The 19,671-nt window shown below is 72.6% G+C and carries 16 protein-coding genes; 9 read left to right on the top strand and 7 right to left on the bottom strand.

What is annotated here, in order from left to right; all coding sequences use genetic code 11:
* Positions 1–82: 82 nt before the first annotated feature.
* Positions 83–1,621, top strand: coding sequence for an amino acid permease (locus ACFY7C_RS07905; RefSeq protein WP_389645358.1), 1,539 nt, complete (start codon positions 83–85; stop codon positions 1,619–1,621).
* On the opposite strand, the gene ACFY7C_RS07900 is transcribed toward ACFY7C_RS07905, so the two are convergent.
* Positions 1,572–2,060: an ATP-binding protein gene (locus ACFY7C_RS07900; protein ID WP_389645355.1), complete on the bottom strand. Its 489-nt coding sequence runs from the start codon at positions 2,058–2,060 to the stop codon at positions 1,572–1,574. The genes ACFY7C_RS07905 and ACFY7C_RS07900 overlap by 50 nt on opposite strands.
* 153 nt (positions 2,061–2,213) lie before the next feature.
* Here ACFY7C_RS07900 and ACFY7C_RS07895 point away from each other — a divergent pair, with 153 nt between their 5' ends.
* Together ACFY7C_RS07895 and ACFY7C_RS07890 are read left to right on the top strand one after the other, a co-directional pair.
* Positions 2,214–3,041, top strand: a complete 828-nt coding sequence (locus ACFY7C_RS07895; protein ID WP_356691129.1) for an enoyl-CoA hydratase family protein — start codon at positions 2,214–2,216, stop codon at positions 3,039–3,041.
* Positions 3,026–5,449, top strand: a complete 2,424-nt coding sequence (locus ACFY7C_RS07890) for an FAD-dependent monooxygenase (protein WP_389645352.1) — start codon at positions 3,026–3,028, stop codon at positions 5,447–5,449. Before ACFY7C_RS07895 ends, ACFY7C_RS07890 begins: the two co-directional genes overlap by 16 nt.
* Positions 5,450–5,480: 31 nt before the next feature.
* Here the strand turns inward: ACFY7C_RS07890 and ACFY7C_RS07885 are convergent, their stop codons facing one another.
* Genes ACFY7C_RS07885 through ACFY7C_RS07875 form a run of 3 tightly spaced genes read right to left on the bottom strand, consistent with a single transcriptional unit; the run spans position 5,481 to position 8,420 of the window.
* Positions 5,481–5,891: a hypothetical protein gene (locus ACFY7C_RS07885; protein WP_389645350.1), complete on the bottom strand. Its 411-nt coding sequence runs from the start codon at positions 5,889–5,891 to the stop codon at positions 5,481–5,483.
* Positions 5,888–6,727, bottom strand: a complete 840-nt coding sequence (locus ACFY7C_RS07880) for a PaaX family transcriptional regulator C-terminal domain-containing protein (protein ID WP_389645347.1) — start codon at positions 6,725–6,727, stop codon at positions 5,888–5,890. Before ACFY7C_RS07880 ends, ACFY7C_RS07885 begins: the two co-directional genes overlap by 4 nt.
* Positions 6,728–6,731: 4 nt before the next feature.
* Entirely contained in the window at positions 6,732–8,420 is a 1,689-nt protein-coding gene (locus ACFY7C_RS07875) for an AMP-binding protein (protein ID WP_389645344.1), read from the bottom strand.
* Between the two features lie 142 nt (positions 8,421–8,562).
* Between ACFY7C_RS07875 and ACFY7C_RS07870 the strand changes: the two genes are divergently transcribed.
* The 4 genes from ACFY7C_RS07870 to ACFY7C_RS07855 all read left to right on the top strand — a co-directional run bounded on the left by ACFY7C_RS07870 (position 8,563) and on the right by ACFY7C_RS07855 (position 13,001).
* Positions 8,563–10,035, top strand: coding sequence for an acyl-CoA dehydrogenase family protein (locus tag ACFY7C_RS07870; RefSeq protein WP_389645341.1), 1,473 nt, complete (start codon positions 8,563–8,565; stop codon positions 10,033–10,035).
* Positions 10,032–10,430, top strand: coding sequence for a RidA family protein (locus tag ACFY7C_RS07865; RefSeq protein ID WP_389645338.1), 399 nt, complete (start codon positions 10,032–10,034; stop codon positions 10,428–10,430). The genes ACFY7C_RS07870 and ACFY7C_RS07865 overlap by 4 nt, the downstream gene beginning before the upstream one ends.
* Before the next feature lie 114 nt (positions 10,431–10,544).
* The gene (locus ACFY7C_RS07860; protein WP_389645335.1) at positions 10,545–12,095 is read left to right on the top strand and encodes an MFS transporter; all 1,551 of its coding nucleotides are present in this window, start codon (positions 10,545–10,547) and stop codon (positions 12,093–12,095) included.
* A gap of 90 nt (positions 12,096–12,185) precedes the next feature.
* On the top strand, positions 12,186–13,001 hold the full coding sequence (locus ACFY7C_RS07855; protein WP_389645332.1) for a hypothetical protein: 816 nt from the start codon (positions 12,186–12,188) through the stop codon (positions 12,999–13,001).
* Between the two features lie 75 nt (positions 13,002–13,076).
* Here the strand turns inward: ACFY7C_RS07855 and ACFY7C_RS07850 are convergent, their stop codons facing one another.
* Genes ACFY7C_RS07850 through ACFY7C_RS07840 form a run of 3 tightly spaced genes read right to left on the bottom strand, consistent with a single transcriptional unit; the run spans position 13,077 to position 15,688 of the window.
* Positions 13,077–14,606 (bottom strand): helix-turn-helix domain-containing protein, encoded by a 1,530-nt coding sequence (locus ACFY7C_RS07850; protein ID WP_389645329.1) that lies wholly within the window; start codon positions 14,604–14,606, stop codon positions 13,077–13,079.
* A gap of 50 nt (positions 14,607–14,656) precedes the next feature.
* Complete coding sequence (locus ACFY7C_RS07845) at positions 14,657–15,025, bottom strand: VOC family protein (RefSeq protein WP_389645326.1); 369 nt, start codon at positions 15,023–15,025, stop codon at positions 14,657–14,659.
* Between the two features lie 57 nt (positions 15,026–15,082).
* Positions 15,083–15,688, bottom strand: coding sequence for a sigma-70 family RNA polymerase sigma factor (locus tag ACFY7C_RS07840; protein WP_389645323.1), 606 nt, complete (start codon positions 15,686–15,688; stop codon positions 15,083–15,085).
* A 72-nt stretch (positions 15,689–15,760) separates the two neighbouring features.
* Here ACFY7C_RS07840 and ACFY7C_RS07835 point away from each other — a divergent pair, with 72 nt between their 5' ends.
* On the top strand, positions 15,761–16,642 hold the full coding sequence (locus ACFY7C_RS07835; RefSeq protein ID WP_389645320.1) for an alpha/beta fold hydrolase: 882 nt from the start codon (positions 15,761–15,763) through the stop codon (positions 16,640–16,642).
* 218 nt (positions 16,643–16,860) lie between these two features.
* Positions 16,861–19,593: an aconitate hydratase AcnA gene (gene acnA / locus ACFY7C_RS07830; RefSeq protein ID WP_389645317.1), complete on the top strand. Its 2,733-nt coding sequence runs from the start codon at positions 16,861–16,863 to the stop codon at positions 19,591–19,593.
* The last annotated feature ends 78 nt before the right edge of the window (positions 19,594–19,671 follow it).

Raw genomic sequence — 19,671 nt, 5'->3', positions numbered from 1 at the left:
GCGGCTTACGATCGACGGGTTCAGGGGGGTTCGGGTGTGCGTCCTGCGCACCCGGGCCCCCCTCTCGCATGCACGACCAGAGATGAGCCCCCGCATGTCCCCGTCCGCCCCGCGGATCAAGTCCCCGCAACGGCTGATCGCCGAGTCCGGCGCCGACCTCGAAGGCCACGGCCTCAAGCGCACCATGGGCCTGTTCCAGCTCGTGTGCTTCGGCATCGGCGCGATCGTCGGCACCGGCATCTTCGTCGGCCTCTCCGACAGCGTCGCCGAGGCGGGCCCCGCCGTGGTGCTCTCCTTCGTCCTCGCCGCGATCACCTGCATCTTCACCGCCTTCTCCTTCGCGGAGCTCGGCGGTGCGATCCCGGTCTCCGGCTCCTCGTACTCCTTCGCCTACGCGAGCCTCGGCGAGCGCGTCGCCTTCCTCGTCGGCTGGTGCCTGCTCCTGGAGTACGGCGTGTCCGTCTCCGCCGTCGCGGTCGGCTGGAGCCAGTACCTGAACGAGCTCCTCGACAGCCTCGTCGGATGGCAGCTGCCCGCCGCGCTCTCCGCCGGGCCCGCCGACGGCGGGGTGGTCAACCTGCCCGCGGTGGTCGTCATCCTGCTCGCCGCCGCGCTCCTCGTCCGCGGGGTGCGCGAGAGCGCCCGGGCGACCGCTGCCATGGCGGTGCTGAAGATCGGGATCCTGGTCGTCTTCTGCGCCATCGGCTTCAGCGCCTTCCGGGACGGCAACCTGTCGCCGTTCGCAGGCCACGGCGTCGCCGGGATCACCGCGGGCGCCTCCGTCGCCTTCTTCTCGTACATCGGCTTCGACGCCATCACCACCGCCGGCGAGGAGGTGAAGAACCCGCGGCGCACCATCCCGCTGGCCATCCTCATCTGCATCGGCGTGGCGACCCTGCTCTACGGCGCGGTCGCGCTCTCCGCGATCGGCGCGCTCGGCGGCGACGCCGTCGCGGGCAAGCCGGCCGCGCTCTCGCTCGTCGTCGACCAGGTGACCGGTTCGGCCGTGGGTGGCGGGATCATCGCCTTCGGCGCGGTCGTCGCCATCGCTTCCGTCGTGCTCGCCGTGATGTACGGGCAGACCCGCATCCTGCTGTCGATGTCCCGCGACGGGCTCGTGCCCGGCGTCTTCGAGCGGGTCTCGCCGAAGAGCGCCACGCCGGTGGCCAACACCTGGATCGTGGCCGCCGTCTTCGCGGTCCCGGCCGCGTTCTCGTCGCTCGACGCCGTCGTCGGCCTGACCACCATCGGCACGCTCGCGATCATGGCCGTGGTGAACATCGCGGTGATCGCCCTGCGCCGGCGCGACCCGGAGCTGTCGCGCTCCTTCCGCGTACCGCTCTATCCGCTCAGCCCGCTGCTCGGCGTCGGCTTCTGCCTCTATCTGATCTGGGGCACCGGCTGGACGACCTGGCTGCAGTTCGCGGTCTTCCTGGCCGTCGGCGCGCTCGTCTACACCTTCTACGGGCGCCGCAACTCTCGCCTCGGACAGGAGGACGCCGAGCCGGCCGGCCTGCCCACCGCCCCACCCGTGTCGCCCGCCCCGTCCGTCCCGCCCGTCCTCGCACCGGTCACGACGACGGAGGCCGGCGCCGCTGCGCCGGCACGGCGGGAAGGGTGAACCAGACCGCCTTGCCGTGCGGCGTGGGACGGTGACCGCAGTCGCTGCTGAGGGCCCGGATCAGAAGCAGTCCGCGGCCGTGCTCCTGCCAGGGGTCCACCGGGGCGACCGGTCCCGGGCCGATCAGGTCGCCGGGGGCCGCGGGCCGGGGGTCGTGGACCTCGATCTGACAGCCGCCGGACGCCGGGAGCAGCTCCACGACGAGCTCGATGGGCCCGTCGCCCGGAGTGTGCTCGACGGCGTTGGCGACGAGCTCGGCGGTGAGCAGCTCGGCCGTGTCGGTGTCGGCGGCACCGTTCTCCGCACCCTTCTCGCCGATGGCGGCGAGGCCGGCGAGGTCGGTGAGGACGGTGCGGACGAGGGCGCGGGCCATCGGTACGGCGGCCGTGGTGTGCGGCAGCTCGACGCGCCAGGATGCGGGTCCTGAGACTTCGAACACGGCGGGATCCGTTCGGGTTCGAGGGCGTGGGGGGCGTGGGGGCGTAGAGGGGCGCCCCTTATCGCGTACTCGTGACGACAGTCACATGTCAGTGATACCCTCTTCGTGGTGATGCCGTACCCGTACGTGCACACAACAGGGAGGTCCTCCCGGATGAGCCCCTTCACCGGCTCCGCGACCCGCACCGAACGCTGGCGGCACCTGCGCCTCACCGTCGACGACGGGGTCGCCACGATCACGCTCGCCCGCCCAGAGAAGCTGAACGCCCTGACCTTCGGCGCCTACGCCGACCTGCGCGACCTGCTCGCCGAGCTCTCCAGGGAGCGGGCCGTCCGCGCGCTCGTCCTCGGCGGCGAGGGGCGCGGCTTCTGCTCGGGCGGTGACGTCGACGAGATCATCGGCGCCACCCTGTCCATGGACACCGCCCAGCTCCTCGACTTCAACCGGATGACCGGCCAGACCGTCCGGGCCCTGCGCGAATGCCCGTTCCCGGTGATCGCGGCCGTCCACGGCGTGGCCGCCGGCGCCGGTGCGGTCCTCGCCCTGGCCGCGGACTTCCGGGTCGCCGACCCCACCGCACGCTTCGCCTTCCTGTTCACCCGGGTCGGGCTCTCCGGCGGCGACATGGGCGCCGCCTATCTGCTGCCCCGCGTCGTCGGACTCGGCCACGCGACCCGGCTGCTGATGCTGGGCGATCCGGTCGGCGCCGCGGAGGCCGAGCGCATCGGCCTGATCAGCGAGCTCACCGAGGAGGGCGCCGCCGGCACCCGGGCCGCCGCCCTGGCCCGCCGGCTGGCCGAGGGGCCCGCCCTCGCCCACGCCCAGACCAAGGCCCTGCTGACCGCCGAGCTCGACATGCCGCTGGCCGCCTCCGTCGAGATGGACGCCGCCACCCAGGCCCTCCTCATGCACGGCGAGGACTACGCCGAGTTCCACGCCGCCTTCACCGAGAAGCGCCCCGCCAAATGGCGGGGGCGGTGACCGTGCGCCCCCCGGCACCGGCCCGGCGGCCGCTGCGGGTCGCCGTCATCGGCGGCGGCCCCGGCGGGCTCTACGCCGCGGCCCTCCTGAAGCGAGGCGACCCCGAGCGCGAGGTCACCGTCTGGGAGCGCAACGCACCCACCGACACCTTCGGCTTCGGCGTCGTCCTGTCCGACGAGACCCTCGGCGGCATCGAGAACGCCGACCCGGCCGTCCACACCGCGCTCCGTCGCGAGCTCGTCCACTGGGACGACGTCCACATCGTCCACCGCGGCCGGCTGCTCACCTCCACCGGTCACGGCTTCGCCGCCCTCGGCCGCCGCCGGCTCCTGGAGGTCCTGCACGCGCGCTGCGCCGACCTGGGCGTACGGCTCCGCTTCCGCGCTGAGGCCCCGCCCGCCGCCGAACTCGCCGCCTCCCACGACCTCGTCGTCGCCGCCGACGGCGTGCACAGCCGCACCCGGGAGGCGCACGCCGACGTCTTCCGGCCGACGATCACCACCCACCGCTGCCGCTACATCTGGCTCGCGGCAGACTTCGCCCTCGACGCCTTCCGCTTCGAGATCGCCGAGACCGAGTACGGCGTGATGCAGCTGCACGCCTACCCGTACGCCCTCCCGGCCGATTCCTCCGCCGATTCCTCCGCCGACTCGTCCGCCCACTCCGCAGCCGACGGCCCCGGCCGGCCGGCCTCCGGGCCCTCCGGGCCCTCCGGGTCCTTCGGGTCCTCCGGGCCGTGGGTCCGTCCCGGCTCCTCCACCGTCATCGTCGAGATGCGCGAGGAGGTCTGGCGGGCCGCCGGTTTCGACGAACTCGACGAGGCGGAGTCCGCCGCCCGCTGCGCCAAGATCTTCTCGGAGGCGCTGCACGGCCGCGCCCTGCGCTCCAACAAGTCCGCCTGGACCGCCTTCCGTACGGTCGTCAACGCCCGCTGGTCCCACGGCAACGTCGTCCTGCTCGGCGACGCCGCCCACACCGCGCACTTCTCCATCGGCTCCGGCACCAAACTCGCCGTCGAGGACGCCGTCGCCCTCGCCGCCCGCGTCGATGAACACCCCACCCTCGCCGAGGCATTGTCCGCCTACGAGGCCGAGCGCCGCCCCGTCGTCGAGTCCACCCAGCGGGCCGCCGCCGCGAGCCTGCGCTGGTTCGAGGAGCTCGCCGGCCAACTCGACCGCCCGTCACGGCAGTTCGCCTTCAACCTGCTCACCCGCAGCCGCCGCGTCACCCACGACAACCTGCGGCTGCGCGACCCCGGCTTCACCGCCGCCGTCGAGGCCGAGTTCGGCTGCCCGCCCGGCACCCCGCCGATGTTCACGCCCATCCGGCTCGGCGGCCTCACCCTGCGCAACCGGGTCGTCGTCTCCCCCATGGACATGTACGTCGCCGAGGACGGCGTCCCCGGCGACTTCCACCTGGTCCACCTCGGCGCCCGGGCCCTCGGCGGCGCCGGCCTGGTCATGACCGAGATGGTCTGCGTCAGCGAACAGGGCCGGATCACGCCCGGCTGCACCGGCCTGTGGAACGACGCCCAGGCGGCGGCATGGACGCGGATCACCGACTTCGTCCACGCGCAGGCCCCCGGCACCGCCCTCGGCGTCCAGCTCGGCCACTCCGGGCGCAAGGGCTCCACCCGCCTCATGTGGGAGGGCATCGACGAGCCCCTGCCGACCGGCAACTGGCCGCTCGTCGCCGCCTCACCGCTGCCCTACCGCCCCGGCGTCAACCAGACCCCGCACGCCCTCGACCGGGCCGGACTCACCGCCGTACGCGAGCAGTTCACCGCCGCGGCGCGACGGGCCGCCCGGGCCGGCTTCGACCTGCTGGAACTCCACTGCGCCCACGGCTATCTGCTCTCCGGCTTCCTCTCCCCGCTGACCAACCACCGCACCGACGCCTACGGCGGCGATCTCGCCGGTCGGCTGCGCTATCCCCTCGAAGTCTTCGACGCGGTACGGGAGGTGTGGCCGGCCGACCGGCCCATGACGGTCCGCATCTCCGCCACCGACTGGGCCGAGGGCGGCACCACCGCCGACGACGCCGTCGAGATCGCCCGCGCCTTCGCCGACCACGGCGCGGACGCCCTCGACGTCTCCACCGGGCAGGTCGTGCCCGACGAGCGCCCCGAGTACGGCCGCTCCTACCAGACCCCGTACGCCGACCGCATCCGCGCGGCCCTCGGCGTGCCCGTGATCGCGGTGGGCGCCATCTCCTCCTGGGACGACGTCAACTCCCTGCTCCTCGCCGGCCGCGCCGACCTCTGCGCCCTGGCACGCCCCCACCTCTACGACCCCCACTGGACCCTGCACGCCGCCGCCGAACAGGGCTACACGGGCCCCGCCGCCCCCTGGCCCGCCCCTTACCGGGCCGGCAGCCGCCGCCCCCCGACCGGCCGGAAGGACGGCTGAGGGCGAGGGGCACGATCCCGGGTACCGAGCGTCAGGACGGCAGCCAGACCGGCCACCACGGCGGCACATTGCTCGCCGGACAGAGCCCGGAGTCGCCCGGATAGCCGCCCGGGGTCGCCCGCGCGCTCACGTACCACCAGGCGAGCAGCACCGACACCGCGAGCACCGAGGCCAGTTGGGCGGAAGCCCGGACCGGACGCGAGGCTCCGGCGGTCACCCGGCGGGCGGCCACCGCGGCCAGCAGCGCCGCAGTCGCTGCGCCGCCCGCCAACAGGACCAGCTCGACGACGTGGACCAGCCGGTGCGACGGCTCCCAGGCCGCGTCGCAGAAGGCACGGGCCCGGGCGGTCAGCGCGCTCGCGCCGTACGCGACGCCGAGGCTCACCGGCAGCGTCGCCCACCAGGACAGCCGCTGCCACCGGGAGGTCGTGGGGGCGCTCACGAGGTGAGGGGGCCGCCACCCGCCCCGTACGGCGGCTGGACGAACTCCGCCCCCCGCGCGTGCAGCAGCTCGTGCAGCGCCGCGAAGACCGCCGCCGAGCGCGTGCCCGGCCAGTTCTCCGGCAGGAGCTCGAGCGGCAGGACCGGGTCCGCGTACGGGAGCCGGCGCCAGGAGTCGAGGGCGAGCAGATAGGCGCGGTAGGCCTCCTCGGGCGTGCCGGGGCCGGCCGACCAGGTGCGCAGCACCGGCTCGTGGGCGTCCAGGAACTCCTCGTGCAGCTTGGCGATCGACGGCAGGTCCCACCACCGGGCCACCGCGTCCGCCGTGGGCGCGAAGCCCAGGTGGTCGCCGCGGAACAGGTCCACGTACGCGGCCAGGTCCAGGCGCTCCAGGGTGTGGCGGGTCTCCTCGTGGAGGCGGGCCGGGGCGATCCACACGCCCGGCGCGGCCGTGCCGAAGCCGAGCCGGGCCAGCCGCGAGCGCAGCAGATGGCGCTTGTGCCGCTCGGCCTCGGGGACGGAGAAGACGGCGAGCACCCAGCCGTCCGACAGGGCCGGCTCCGTACGGGCGTAGATCCGGCGGTCGCCGTCGTCGAGCAGCATCCGCGCGTCGTCGGAGAGCGCGTACCCGGCCGCGCCGTCCGCCGTGCGCCGGGGCAGCAGCAGGCCGCGGCGCTTCAGCCGGGACACGGACGAGCGCACCGAGGGCGCGTCCACGCCGAACACGCCGAGGAGCCGGATCAGCTCCGCGACCGGAAGCGGCGCGCCGTCCGGCGCCCGCCCGTACGCGCCGTACAGGGAGACGATCAGGGAACGAGGGGTGTGCTGCTCGGCCACGTGATCACTTTAGGGCGCCGGGCCCCGCGGGGGGAGGTCCGGCCTCGGCGTCCCGCAGCCGGAACCGCTGGAGCTTCCCCGTCGCCGTACGGGGCAGCGCGTCCAGGAAGACGATCTCGCGGGGCGCCTTGTACGGGGCGAGCCGGGCCCGGACGAAGGACCGCAGCGCCGTCGCCGTGCCCGCGTCGCGCGGCACCCCGTCCCGTACCACCGCGTAGGCCACCACGATCTGGCCGCGCAGCTCGTCGGGCCGGCCGACCACCGCCGCCTCCACGACGTCGGGATGGGCGAGCAGTGCCTCCTCCACCTGGGGACCGGCGATGTTGTAGCCGGCCGAGACGATCATGTCGTCGGCGCGGGCGACATAGCGGAAGTAGCCGTCGGGTTCGCGGACGTACGTGTCCCCGGTGAGGTTCCATCCGTCGTGCACGTACTCCGACTGGCGCGGATCGGCGAGATAGCGGCAGCCGACCGGGCCGCGGACCGCGAGCAGGCCCTCCTCGCCGTCCGGGACCTCGACGAGCCCCGCTCCGTCGCGGCCGACGACCCGGGCCTGCCAGCCGGGCACCGGCAGCCCCGTGGTCCCCGGCCGGATCTCGCCGTCGGCGGCGGAGATGAAGATGTGCAGCAGCTCGGTCGCCCCGATGCCGTTGATCAGTTTCTGTCCGGTGCGCTTGTGCCAGGCCTCCCAGGTCGCCTCGGGAAGGTGCTCGCCCGCCGAGACACAGCGGCGCAGCGAGCCCAGGTCGGGGCCGTGCCCGGGCCGGCCGTCGTGCTTGGGGGAGTCGAGCTCCTCCAGCATCACCCGGTAGGCGGTCGGCGCGGTGAAGAGCACCGACACCCGGTGCCGTTCGATCGCGGCGAGCAGCTGCTGGGGTCCCGACTGTTCGAGGAGGACCGCGGACGCCCCGGCCCGCAGGGGGAAGACGACGAGCCCGCCCAGGCCGAAGGTGAAGCCGAGCGGCGGGGAGCCGGCGAACACGTCGTCCGGCTCCGGACGCAGGACGTGCGCGGAGAAGGTGTCGGCGACGGCGAGCACGTCCCGGTGGAAGTGCATGCAGCCCTTGGGACGCCCGGTGGTGCCGGAGGTGAAGGCGATCAGCGCCACGTCGTCGGCGGCGGTCGGGACCGCCTCGTACCGCTCCGGCCTGCCGGCGGCCAGGCTGAGCAGGTCGTCGGGCCCGTCGCCGCCGTACGGGGTGACGCGCAGACCGGGCACCTCGGCCTTCACCAGCTCGTCGACGGCGCGCACGTCGCACAGGGCGTGGCTGACGCGTGCCATCTCGCACATCACGGCCAGCTCCCGCGCCCGCTGCTGGGCGAGGACGGTGACGGCGACCGCGCCCGCCTTCATCACGGCGAGCCAGCAGGCCGCGAGCCAGGGCGTGGTGGGGCCGCGCAGCAGCACCCGGTTGCCGGGGCGGACGCCGAGGTCGGCGTCGAGGACATGGGCGATCCGGTCGACCCGCTCGCGCAGCTCCCCGTACGTCCAGACACCGCCCTCGCCGTCACGGAACACCGGGCGGTCCGCGCCGAACCGTTCCACCGTGCGGTCGAGCAGCTCGGCCCCGCAGTTGAGCCGGTCGGGATAGGCGAGGGAGGGCAGGTCGAAGAGGAGTCGGGGCCACTGCTCCGCGGGCGGCAGATGATCGCGAGCGAAGGTGTCCAGGTGGGCCGAGGGCGTCAGCTCCATACGTCCGTCCCCCTGTCGGGTGGGATCGTCGGGGTGGGGTCGACCGTCGCCAAACGAGCGTATCGTGATGGTGACGACAGTCAACGGTTCGCGATAGAAGCCGCCGTCGGCGCCTGCGGGGCGCCAGAGAGGGCCACCGCACATGGCCGCATTCTCGCTCGATCCGGAACAGATCGCCTGGTGCGCACGGCTGCGAGAGCTCGCCGCCGACCAGCTGCGCCCGCTCGCCGACAAGGGCCCGCCGGGCCGCGTCAACCGCCCCCTGGTCGCCGCCCTCGGCGAGCACGGCCTGCTGGCCCGCCTCTTCGAGTCCGGCGCGCTCGACCTGTGCCTGATGCGCGAATCCCTCGCCCACGCCTGTACGGAGGCCGAGACGGCCCTCGCCCTCCAGGGCCTCGGCGCCCACCCGATCGCCGCCTTCGGCACCGACGACCAGCGCGCCCGCTGGCTCCCCGAGGTCGTCGCGGGCCGCGCCGTCGCCGCCTTCGCCCTCTCCGAACCGGGCGCGGGCTCCGACGCCGCCGCGCTGTCCCTCGAGGCCGTTCCGGACCCGGCGACGGGCGGGTGGCGCCTGTACGGCGAGAAGCGCTGGATCTCGAACGCGCCCGAGGCGGACGTGATGACCGTGTTCGCCCGGACGGGCGAGAGGGGCGAGACGGGCGAGAGGGGCGCGGCGGCGGAGGGCGAGGGCGGGTCGGCATCGGCGAGGGCCGACGGCCGGCCGGCCGGGACCGAGGCCCGGGAGGGGGCCGCCGCCGGGGGCGGTGGCGACCTGGCGGGCGGCGCGGGAGTGGGCGGTGGCGACCTGGCGGGTGGCGCGGGAGTGGGCGGTGGCGGCCTGGCGGGTGGCGCCGGCGCGGGCCGGTCCGGTGCCCGGGGCGTCACCGCCTTCCTCGTCCCCGCGGGCCGCCCGGGGCTGTCCGGAGCGGCCCTCGACATGCTCGCCCCGCACGCCCTCGGAAGCCTCGTCTTCGACGGGGTGCCGGTCGGGCCGGGTGACGTGCTCGGTGAGCCGGGGCAGGGCTTCCGGGTCGCCATGAACACCCTCAACCTCTTCCGGCCCAGCGTCGGCGCCTTCGCCGTCGGCATGGCGCAGGCCGCCCTCGACGCCACCCTCGCCCACACCGCCGCGCGGCCCGCCTTCGGCGGCGTCCTCGCCGACCTCCAGGCCGTCGCCCACCAGGTCGCCGAGATGGCCACCCGCACCGAGGCGGCGCGGCTCCTCGTCTACGCGGCGGCGGAGGCGTACGACCGCGGCGACCCGGACGTACCGCGCCGGGCCGCCATGGCGAAACTGTTCGCGACCGAGACCGCGCAGTACGTCGTCGACGCCGCCGTCCAGCTGCACGGTGCCCGCGCCCTGCAGCGCGGCCACCTGCTGGAACACCTCTACCGGGAGGTGCGGGCACCCCGCATCTACGAGGGGGCGACGGAGGTGCAGCGCACGATCATCGCGAAGGAGCTCTACAGGGCGGCGCACACACCGCGCTCCGCCCCCTCGTCCCCGGCCTCAACCGCATCCCCAGCCCCAGCCCCATCTCCGTCCCCGCCCCCACCCCCGCCCCCACCCGCGTCAGGAGCCACCTCGGGCGTCACGTCAGGAGCCGCGACATGAGCCTGCACCGGCACAATCCCGCCGAGCTGTCCCCGCCCACCGGCTTCAGCCACGCCGTCACCGCCACCGGCAGCCGGCTCGTCTTCCTCGCCGGCCAGACCAGCCTCGACCGGGACGGGAAGGTGGTGGGGGAGACCCTGCCCGAGCAGTTCGAGACGGCCCTCGCCAACCTCCTCACCGCGCTGCGCCACGCCGGCGGCTCGCCCGCCGACCTCGCGCGGGTCACCGTCTACGCCACGGACGTCGCCGACTACCGCCGCCACGCGCCCCAACTCGGCCGCATCTGGCGCCGTTCGGCGGGCCGGGACTATCCGGCGATGGCCGTCGTCGGTGTCGTACGGCTGTGGGACGAACAGGCCCTGGTGGAGCTGGACGGCTTCGCCGTCGTCGACTGAAACGGCCTCGGCTGAGCGCCGTGAAGATCGACTGGTCACCTGTGGGGACCGGGTCTACGGTCGAAAGGTGGACTGACCGGCCCACGGTTCCCACAGGTGAGGGCGCGATGCGCCATGAGTACATCCAGGCCGACGAGCCCCCAGAAGTCAACGGCCCCCAAGCGAGGCGGCGACGGCAAGGGCATCGCCCTGTTCGTCATCGCCTCCTGCCAGCTGATGGTCGTCCTCGACATCACCATCGTGAACATCGCGCTTCCGGACATCCAGCGCTCGCTCGGCTTCTCGACCACCGGTCTGTCCTGGGTCGTCAACGCCTACACGCTGACCTTCGGAGGCCTGCTGCTCCTGGGCGGCCGCTTCGGTGACATCCTCGGCCGCCGGCGGGTGTTCGTCTTCGGCGTCCTGCTCTTCGGACTCGCCTCCCTCTTCTGCGGGTTGGCGCAGGCCGAGTGGCAACTCCTCGCCGCGCGAGCCCTCCAGGGCGTCGGAGGCGCCATCGCGTCACCGACCGCGCTGTCCCTCATCACCAGCACCTTCGAGGAAGGGCCCGAACGCAACCGCGCCTTCGGCGTGTTCGCGGGGGTCTCGGCGGGCGGCGGCGCGATCGGCCTGGTCGCCGGCGGCATGCTCGTCGAATGGCTCGACTGGCGCTGGATCTTCTTCGTCAACGTGCCCATCGCCGTGCTGATCGCCTTCCTCACCCCCCGGCACGTCCGGGAGTCCGAGCGGCACCCCGGCCACTTCGACCTCGCCGGCGCGCTCACGTCGACGCTGGGCATGGTGGCGCTGGTGTACGGGTTCATCCGGGCCTCGCAGGAAGGCTGGCGCGACCCCTACACGATCGGCTCGTTCGCGGCGGCGGTCGTGCTGCTGGCGGGGTTCATCGCGATCGAACACCGCTCCCAGCAGCCCATCACACCCCTGCACATGTTCGCCGACCGCAACCGCTCGGGCACCTACGCCATCATGCTGTGCCTGGCCGCGGCGATCTTCGGCATGTTCTTCTTCCTGACGCTCTTCGTGCAGCAGGTCCTCGCCTTCAGCCCCTTGGCCACCGGCTTCGCGTTCCTGCCGGTCAGCGCGATCATCGCGGTCGCCGCCGGCCTCACTTCCGCTCTGCTGCCCAAGTTCGGGCCGAAGCCCTTCATGGTGTCGGGGTCGGTGCTCGCCGCCCTCGGTCTGGCCTGGCTGACCCTGACCGATGTGCATTCCACGTACGCGGGCAGCGTCCTCGGACCGATCCTCGTGTTCGGCTTCGGCATGGGCTTCATGTTCGTCTCGCTGACCATCATGGCGCTGTCGAACGTCCCGCAGCGGGAGTCGGGCGCCGCCTCCGGCCTGCTCAACGCCACGCAGCAGGTGGGCGGTTCGCTGGGCCTGTCCATCCTGGTCACCGTCTTCGGCACGTACAGCCGCAACGAGGCGGAGAAGCAGGTGCCCGCCTTCCTCTCCCAGGCGGGCCCGCTGGAGAAGGCCCAGTTCGCGAGGACCGGCGAGCTGCCTCCGCCCTACGCCGACCAGGTCCTGACCTCCGGCGTCGCCGCGGGCTTCGTCACGGCCGCCGTCTTCGCGGCCGTGAGCGCGCTCATCGCCCTCTTCGTCATCAAGGTCCGCCCCTCCGACATCGAGCGCCTGAAGGGCGGCGGGATGATGCCGGGTGCCTGAGGCCCAGATCACCGCTCGTATCCGTTTGAACACCTCCTGTTCGAGACAGTGTTCGACGGAAGCCCGAACGACGAGCGAGAGCAGGCACCCTTGAGACAGCAGCCGAGACAGCAGTGGGTCCGTCCGATATCCCTGACGGTGGCGGCGACGGCGGTCGCCGCCACCGCCGTGTTCCTGGCCTCCGGCACCGGCCTCGCCGAGGGCCTCGGCGCGGCGGCGGCGGTCGAACCGGTCGACGGCGACACCGTGGGCGTCTCGGTGGGGACGACCTCGGGGGAGACCGCCGGCGAGACGACGAGCGGCGGTGTCGACGGCGGTGGCGAGACCACGGGCGGGGGGAGCGTCGGGGTCAGCGAGGGGACGACGACGGGCGAGAGCAGCGTCGGGACGACGAGCGGCGGCGTCGACGGCGGTGGCGAGACCACGGGCGGGGGCGAGCCGACCCCCACCCCCACCCCCACCCCCAGCACGGGCCGGATCCCGGACACCGCCCATCCGTGCTGGTCCGCGGACTCGAAGCCGATCACCGGCACCTTCGTCGCGATGGTCCCCGCCGGAACCCTCCCGACCGGCAACAAGGCGACCCTGGTCGAGCTGACCTTCGCCCCGAGGACGGACCCGGAGACGGGCGTCCGGACCGACGACGAGATCACCACCCGCTTCGCCCAGGCCGGCGGCGCCTGGACCACCGCCCTCCCCGTCAAGCTCCAGCTGGACGCGACCGCCATCAAGCCCTTCCGCCCGGTCGTGGACGGCTCCGCCCTCAAGATGCCGGAGATCCGCCTGACCGACATCAACTGCTGGAGCGACACCGTCGCCGCCCTCGGCGGCACCCTCCGCTTCGGCGGCGACGGCGGCAACGGCGGCGTCGAAGTCAAGGTCCCGGTGACCTGGCAGCGCTCCTGACGACCTCGCCGCACACCGGGGCCCCGTCACCCTGCCTCTCCGGCAGGGTGACGGGGCCTCACATCACGGGCCCGGTCAGATGTCCCGGAAGATCTCGATCTGCGCCCCCACCGAGTTCAGTCGCTCCGCCAGGTCCTCGTACCCCCGGTTGATGACGTACACGTTGCGCAGCACCGACGTGCCCTCGGCGGCCATCATCGCGAGGAGGACGACCACGGCGGGGCGGAGGGCCGGGGGGCACATCATTTCGGCGGCGCGCCAGCGGGTGGGGCCCTCGACCAGGACGCGGTGGGGGTCGAGGAGCTGGAGGCGGCCGCCGAGGCGGTTGAGGTCGGTGAGGTAGATGGCGCGGTTGTCGTAGACCCAGTCGTGGATCAGGGTCTTGCCCTGGGCCGTGGCCGCGATGGCCGCGAAGAAGGGGACGTTGTCGATGTTGAGGCCCGGGAACGGCATCGGGTGGATCTTGTCGATCGGCGCCTCCAGCTTGGAGGGGCGGACCGTGAGGTCGACCAGGCGGGTGCGGCCGTTGTCCGCCGGGTATTCGGGGGAGCGGTCGTGGTCGAGGCCCATCTCCTCCAGGACCGCGAGCTCGATCTCCATGAACTCGATCGGGACCCGGCGGATGGTCAGTTCGGATTCCGTGACCACCGCCGCGGCCAGCAGGCTCATCGCCTCGACCGGGTCCTCGGAGGGGGAGTAGTCGACGTCGACGTCGATGTCCGGGATGCCGTGCACGGTGAGCGTGGTGGTGCCGATGCCCTCGACCCGTACGCCCAGCGCCTCCAGGAAGAAGCACAGGTCCTGGACCATGTAGTTGGAGGAGGCGTTGCGGATGACGGTGACGCCGTCGTGGCGGGCGGCCGCGAGCAGGGCGTTCTCGGTCACCGTGTCGCCGCGCTCGGTCAGGACGATCGGGCGGTCGGGGACGACGGACGACTCGACCTGGGCGTGGTAGAGGCCCTCGGTGGCGGTGATGTCGAGGCCGAAGCGGCGCAGCGCGATCATGTGCGGCTCGATCGTGCGGGTGCCCAGGTCGCAGCCGCCGGCGTACGGCAGCTTGAAGCGGTCCAGGCGGTGCAGCAGCGGGCCGAGGAACATGATGATGGAGCGGGTCCGGATGGCCGCCTCGGCGTCGATGGCCTCCATGTCCAGCTCGGCCGGCGGCACGATCTCCAGGTCGACGCCCTCGTTGACCCAACGGGTGCGGACGCCGATCGAGTTGAGCACCTCCAGGAGGCGGAAGACCTCCTCGATGCGGGCGACCCGGCGCAGCACCGTACGGCCCTTGTTGAGGAGCGAGGCGCACAGCAGCGCGACACAGGCGTTCTTGCTCGTCTTGACGTCGATGGAGCCGGAGAGACGGCGGCGGCCGACGACCCGCAGATGCATGGGGCCGGCGTAACCCAGAGAGACGATCTCGCTGTCCAGCGCCTCGCCGATGCGGGCGATCATCTCAAGGCTGATGTTCTGGTTACCGCGTTCGATCCGGTTGACGGCGCTCTGGCTGGTGCCGAGCGCGTCCGCCAGCTGGGTCTGGGTCCAGCCCCGGTGCTGACGGGCGTCACGGATGAGCTTGCCGATGCGTACGAGGTAGTCGTCTGCCATGGCGTCACGTTATCTCAGATATGAGATGTGGCTCGCCAGGGGGTAGGCCATCAGAGTGACGGGCGGGATGACGGATCGTGGGCGACCGGGTGGCGCGGTTCGTAGAGCGGCAGTTCGGTCCCGCTCGGCAGGCGCACCGCGCAGACCAGGCCCCAGCCCTGGTCGCTGATGGGGCGTGAGACCTCGGCACCCCGGTCCTCCAGCCGTTTCAGGGACTCGGCGACGTCGTCGCACATCAGATAGACCTCGTTCTTCGGCTCCCCGTCGGTGGGGTGCACCGCGATCTCGGCCGGTGGCAGCTTGAAGATGAGCCAGCCGCGGCCCGCGTCGACGTGGTCGAAGCCGACCACGTCCCTGAGGAAGGCGCGGTCCGCCTCCGCGTCCTGGGTGTAGAGGATCACATGCGCGCCGCTGAACATGGCTCGATTGTCGGCTTGCGCGCCCTTCGCGGCAATCGCTCCGCGGCCGTACGAGGATCAGTCCTCCCGCAACCGGACCCGTTGCAGCTGACAGGCGAGCGCCCGGCGCCTGGCCGCCGGTCCGGCAGGGGTTCCGTCCGTCGCGGTCGGGACGTCGAGGGCGCGGGCGATCCGGTCGTAGAAGTCTCGGAACGCCCTGAAGCGCGCCTCGGCGCCGTGCTCCCTCAGGTCCTCCTCCACCAGCCGCCGCAGCGCGTCCACGTTCCGCGGGGTGAACCGCTTCCGGCCGCGGGCCAGCGCGCTCACCAGGCGGGAGCAGTGGGCGGTGTCGCCCAGGGCCTCCGAGACCTCTTCGGCCAGGCCCCACAGCCGGCCTTCGAGCCAGGGCGGGTCGAGCTGGTCGAGCGACAGGTCCACCGGCGCGCCCGTTCCGCCCGCCGCCCCGTCCGTCCTGGCCTTGGCCACCTGCTTGGAGACGGCGGGCTGGCTCATCCCGGCGAGCCGGGCCAGCCGCTCCTGGGTCCAGCCGAGGCCGGCGAAGGCCTGGATCATCTCGGCCCGCAGAGCGCGCATCTCCTCGCCCGCCCGGATGACCTCGTTCATCCCGGCGAACAGCCGCTCGACCTGCTCCTCGGTCATCTCCGTCTCGCCCGCATCCGTCACCACTCAGTTATACCCTCCTGGACAGGAGTCATAACCAGGTTGTAGAACCAGGTTATGAACTCAATGGACTCGATGGATTCTCTGGACGCCATGGCCGCGATCGACTCCTTCGCCGGCGCCGACGGCACCCGCCTCGCCCACCGCGCCACCGGCTCCGGCGCCCCGCTGCTCTGCGTCCCCGGCGGCCCCGCCGACTCCGCGTACCTCGGCGACCTCGGCGGCCTGACCGCACACCGCACCCTGGTCATCCCCGACCTGCGCGGCACCGGCCGCTCCGCGACGCCCCGGGATCCCGCCACCTACCGCTGCGACCGGCTCGTCGACGACGTCGAGGCCCTGCGCGTCCACCTCGGCCTCGAACGGATCGACCTCCTCGGGCACTCCGCCGGCGCCAACATCGCCACCCAGTACGCCGCCCGCCACCCGCACCGCGTGGCGCGCCTCGCCCTCGTCACCCCCGGCACCCGCGCCGTCGGCATCGACATCACGGCCGCGGACCGCATGGCCCTCGCGCGGCTGCGCGCGCGTGAGCCGTGGTTCCCGGAGGCCTTCGCGGCCCTCGAGGCGATCAACGCCGGCACGGGGGCGGACTGGGAGGCCGTCGCCCCCTTCCGTTACGGCCGCTGGGACGAGGCCGCCCGGCGCCACCACGCCGCCGGCCGCCCCGGCACCCCCGAGGCGCTCGCCCGCTTCGGCACCGAGGGGGCCTTCACGCCGGCCGCCACCCGCGCGGCCCTCGCCGCCCTCGACGGCGTCCCGGTCCTGCTGCTCGCCGGCGAGCTCGATCCGAACAGCCCGCCGGGCGCGGTGGCCGAGTTCGCCGGCCTCTTCCCGGACGCCGCCTTCACCGTGCTGCCCGGAGCCGGGCACTACCCGTGGCTCGACGACCCTGAGCTCTTCACCGCCGCCATGACCGCGTTCCTCGGTGCGGGAGCGGCCCCGGCGCAGTCCTGACGAGGCCCCGTCGCGCCCACACCGCCGCCCGATCGTGACCGGCGTCGCGCATGGCGGGGCATGACCGACCGCCGGTGATGTACTAGAGTTATCTCGACATCGAGATATCTGCCGAGGCGCACCGCTGCCGCCACCGGTAAGGGTTACCTAACTTAGCCTTACCTTAGCGGATCGACGACGTGTACGTGGCGGCAGGATGTGGTGGAACGCGCACATATATGAAGGAGACTGTCGTGTCGGCGAACAGCTTCGACGCCCGCAGCACGCTGCGCGTGGGCGACGAGTCGTACGAGATCTTCCGCCTGGACAAGGTGGAGGGCTCGGCCCGGCTCCCCTACAGCCTTAAGGTTCTGCTGGAGAACCTGCTCCGCACCGAGGACGGCGCGAACATCACCGCCGACCACATCCGGGCCCTCGGCAACTGGGACTCCCAGGCCCAGCCCAGCCAGGAGATCCAGTTCACGCCGGCGCGCGTGATCATGCAGGACTTCACCGGTGTCCCCTGTGTCGTCGACCTCGCCACCATGCGCGAGGCCGTCGCGGCGCTCGGCGGCGACCCGGCGAAGATCAACCCGCTCTCCCCGGCCGAGATGGTCATCGACCACTCCGTCATCGCGGACAAGTTCGGCACCAACGACGCGTTCGCGCAGAACGTCGAGCTGGAGTACGGCCGCAACAAGGAGCGCTACCAGTTCCTGCGCTGGGGCCAGACCGCCTTCGACGACTTCAAGGTCGTCCCCCCGGGCACCGGCATCGTCCACCAGGTGAACATCGAGCACCTGGCCCGCACCGTCATGGTCCGCAACGGCCAGGCGTACCCCGACACCCTCGTCGGCACCGACTCGCACACCACCATGGTCAACGGCCTCGGCGTGCTCGGCTGGGGCGTCGGCGGCATCGAGGCCGAGGCCGCCATGCTCGGCCAGCCGGTCTCCATGCTGATCCCGCGCGTCGTCGGCTTCAAGCTGACCGGCGAGCTGCCCACCGGCACCACCGCCACCGACCTCGTCCTCACGATCACCGAGATGCTGCGCAAGCACGGCGTCGTCGGCAAGTTCGTCGAGTTCTACGGTGAGGGCGTCGCCGCCACCTCGCTCGCCAACCGCGCCACCATCGGCAACATGTCGCCGGAGTTCGGCTCCACCGCCGCGATCTTCCCGATCGACGGCGAGACCCTGAACTACCTCAAGCTCACCGGCCGCTCCGAGCAGCAGGTCGCGCTCGTCGAGGCGTACGCCAAGGAGCAGGGCCTCTGGCTCGACCCGGCCGCCGAGCCCGACTTCTCCGAGAAGCTGGAGCTCGACCTCTCCACCGTCGTCCCGTCGATCGCCGGCCCGAAGCGCCCGCAGGACCGCATCGTCCTCGCCAACGCCGCCGCGCAGTTCGCCCAGGACGTCCGCAACTACGTGGACGACGTGGACGAGGCGGGCAAGGAGTCCTTCCCGGCCTCCGACGCCCCGGCCAACCACCCCAACGGCGCCCCGTCGAAGCCGGTCCAGGTGACCGCCCCCGACGGCTCGACCTACGAGATCGACCACGGCGCCGTCACCGTCGCCGCGATCACCTCCTGCACCAACACCTCGAACCCGTACGTCATGGTCGCCGCCGCGCTCGTCGCGAAGAAGGCCGTGGAGAAGGGCCTGACCCGCAAGCCGTGGGTCAAGACCACCCTCGCCCCGGGCTCGAAGGTCGTCACCGACTACTTCGACAAGGCGGGCCTGACCCCGTACCTCGACAAGGTCGGCTTCAACCTCGTCGGCTACGGCTGCACCACCTGCATCGGCAACTCCGGCCCGCTGCCGGAGGAGGTCTCCAAGGCCGTCAACGAGCACGACCTCGCGGTCACCTCGGTCCTCTCCGGCAACCGGAACTTCGAGGGCCGCATCAACCCCGACGTCAAGATGAACTACCTGGCCTCCCCGCCGCTGGTCGTCGCGTACGCCATCGCGGGCTCCATGAAGGTGGACATCACCAAGGACGCCCTCGGCACCGACCAGGACGGCAAGCCGGTCTACCTGGCCGACATCTGGCCCTCCGAGGCCGAGGTCAACGACGTCGTCGCCAACGCCATCGGCGAGGACATGTTCTCCAAGTCCTACAGCGACGTCTTCGCGGGCGACGCCCAGTGGCAGGCGCTGTCGATCCCGACCGGCAACACCTTCGAGTGGGACCCGCAGTCCACCTACGTCCGCAAGCCCCCGTACTTCGAGGGCATGACGATGGAGACCTCCCCGGTCACCGACATCACGGGCGCCCGCGTGCTCGCGAAGCTCGGCGACTCGGTCACCACCGACCACATCTCCCCGGCCGGTGCCATCAAGGCCGACACCCCGGCCGGCAAGTACCTCACCGAGCACGGTGTGGAGCGTCGTGACTTCAACTCCTACGGCTCGCGCCGAGGCAACCACGAGGTCATGATCCGCGGCACCTTCGCCAACATCCGCCTGCGCAACCAGATCGCGCCGGGCACCGAGGGCGGCTACACCCGCGACTTCACGCAGGAGGGCGGCCCGGTCTCCTTCATCTACGACGCCTCGCAGAACTACCAGGCCGCCGGCACCCCGCTGGTCATCCTGGGCGGCAAGGAGTACGGCTCCGGCTCGTCCCGCGACTGGGCGGCCAAGGGCACGGCCCTCCTCGGCGTCAAGGCCGTCATCACCGAGTCGTACGAGCGCATCCACCGCTCGAACCTCATCGGCATGGGCGTCCTCCCGCTCCAGTTCCCGGCCGGCCAGTCGGCCGACTCCCTCGGCCTGACCGGTGAGGAGACCTTCTCCATCACCGGCATCACCGAGCTGAACGAGGGCACCACGCCGAGCACGGTCAAGGTGACCACCGACACCGGTGTCGAGTTCGACGCGGTCGTCCGCATCGACACCCCCGGTGAGGCGGACTACTACCGCAACGGCGGCATCATGCAGTACGTGCTGCGCAACCTCATCCGTGGCTGAGCGCAGTCGCGGCTAGTCACCACGACGCACGCCGAATCGGCCGCCACCCCGCTCGGGGTGGCGGCCGATTCCGTCGTT

This window comes from Streptomyces sp. NPDC012769 (assembly GCF_042901205.1).
Classification (GTDB): Bacteria; Actinomycetota; Actinomycetes; order Streptomycetales; family Streptomycetaceae; genus Streptomyces.
The sequence above is the reverse complement of the archived record's forward strand: the minus strand, read 5'-3'. Positions and strand labels throughout refer to the sequence as shown.

Coding starts and splice junctions, on each gene's coding strand:
- ACFY7C_RS07860 (WP_389645335.1), top strand. CDS start 10,545: ATGAGTACATCCAGGCCGACGAGCCCCCAGAAGTCAACGGCCCCCAAG.
- ACFY7C_RS07845 (WP_389645326.1), bottom strand. CDS start 15,025: ATGTTCAGCGGCGCGCATGTGATCCTCTACACCCAGGACGCGGAGGCG.
- ACFY7C_RS07895 (WP_356691129.1), top strand. CDS start 2,214: ATGAGCCCCTTCACCGGCTCCGCGACCCGCACCGAACGCTGGCGGCAC.
- ACFY7C_RS07890 (WP_389645352.1), top strand. CDS start 3,026: ATGGCGGGGGCGGTGACCGTGCGCCCCCCGGCACCGGCCCGGCGGCCG.
- ACFY7C_RS07905 (WP_389645358.1), top strand. CDS start 83: ATGAGCCCCCGCATGTCCCCGTCCGCCCCGCGGATCAAGTCCCCGCAA.
- ACFY7C_RS07870 (WP_389645341.1), top strand. CDS start 8,563: ATGGCCGCATTCTCGCTCGATCCGGAACAGATCGCCTGGTGCGCACGG.
- ACFY7C_RS07835 (WP_389645320.1), top strand. CDS start 15,761: ATGGATTCTCTGGACGCCATGGCCGCGATCGACTCCTTCGCCGGCGCC.
- acnA (WP_389645317.1), top strand. CDS start 16,861: ATGAAGGAGACTGTCGTGTCGGCGAACAGCTTCGACGCCCGCAGCACG.
- ACFY7C_RS07865 (WP_389645338.1), top strand. CDS start 10,032: ATGAGCCTGCACCGGCACAATCCCGCCGAGCTGTCCCCGCCCACCGGC.
- ACFY7C_RS07875 (WP_389645344.1), bottom strand. CDS start 8,420: ATGGAGCTGACGCCCTCGGCCCACCTGGACACCTTCGCTCGCGATCAT.
- ACFY7C_RS07850 (WP_389645329.1), bottom strand. CDS start 14,606: ATGGCAGACGACTACCTCGTACGCATCGGCAAGCTCATCCGTGACGCC.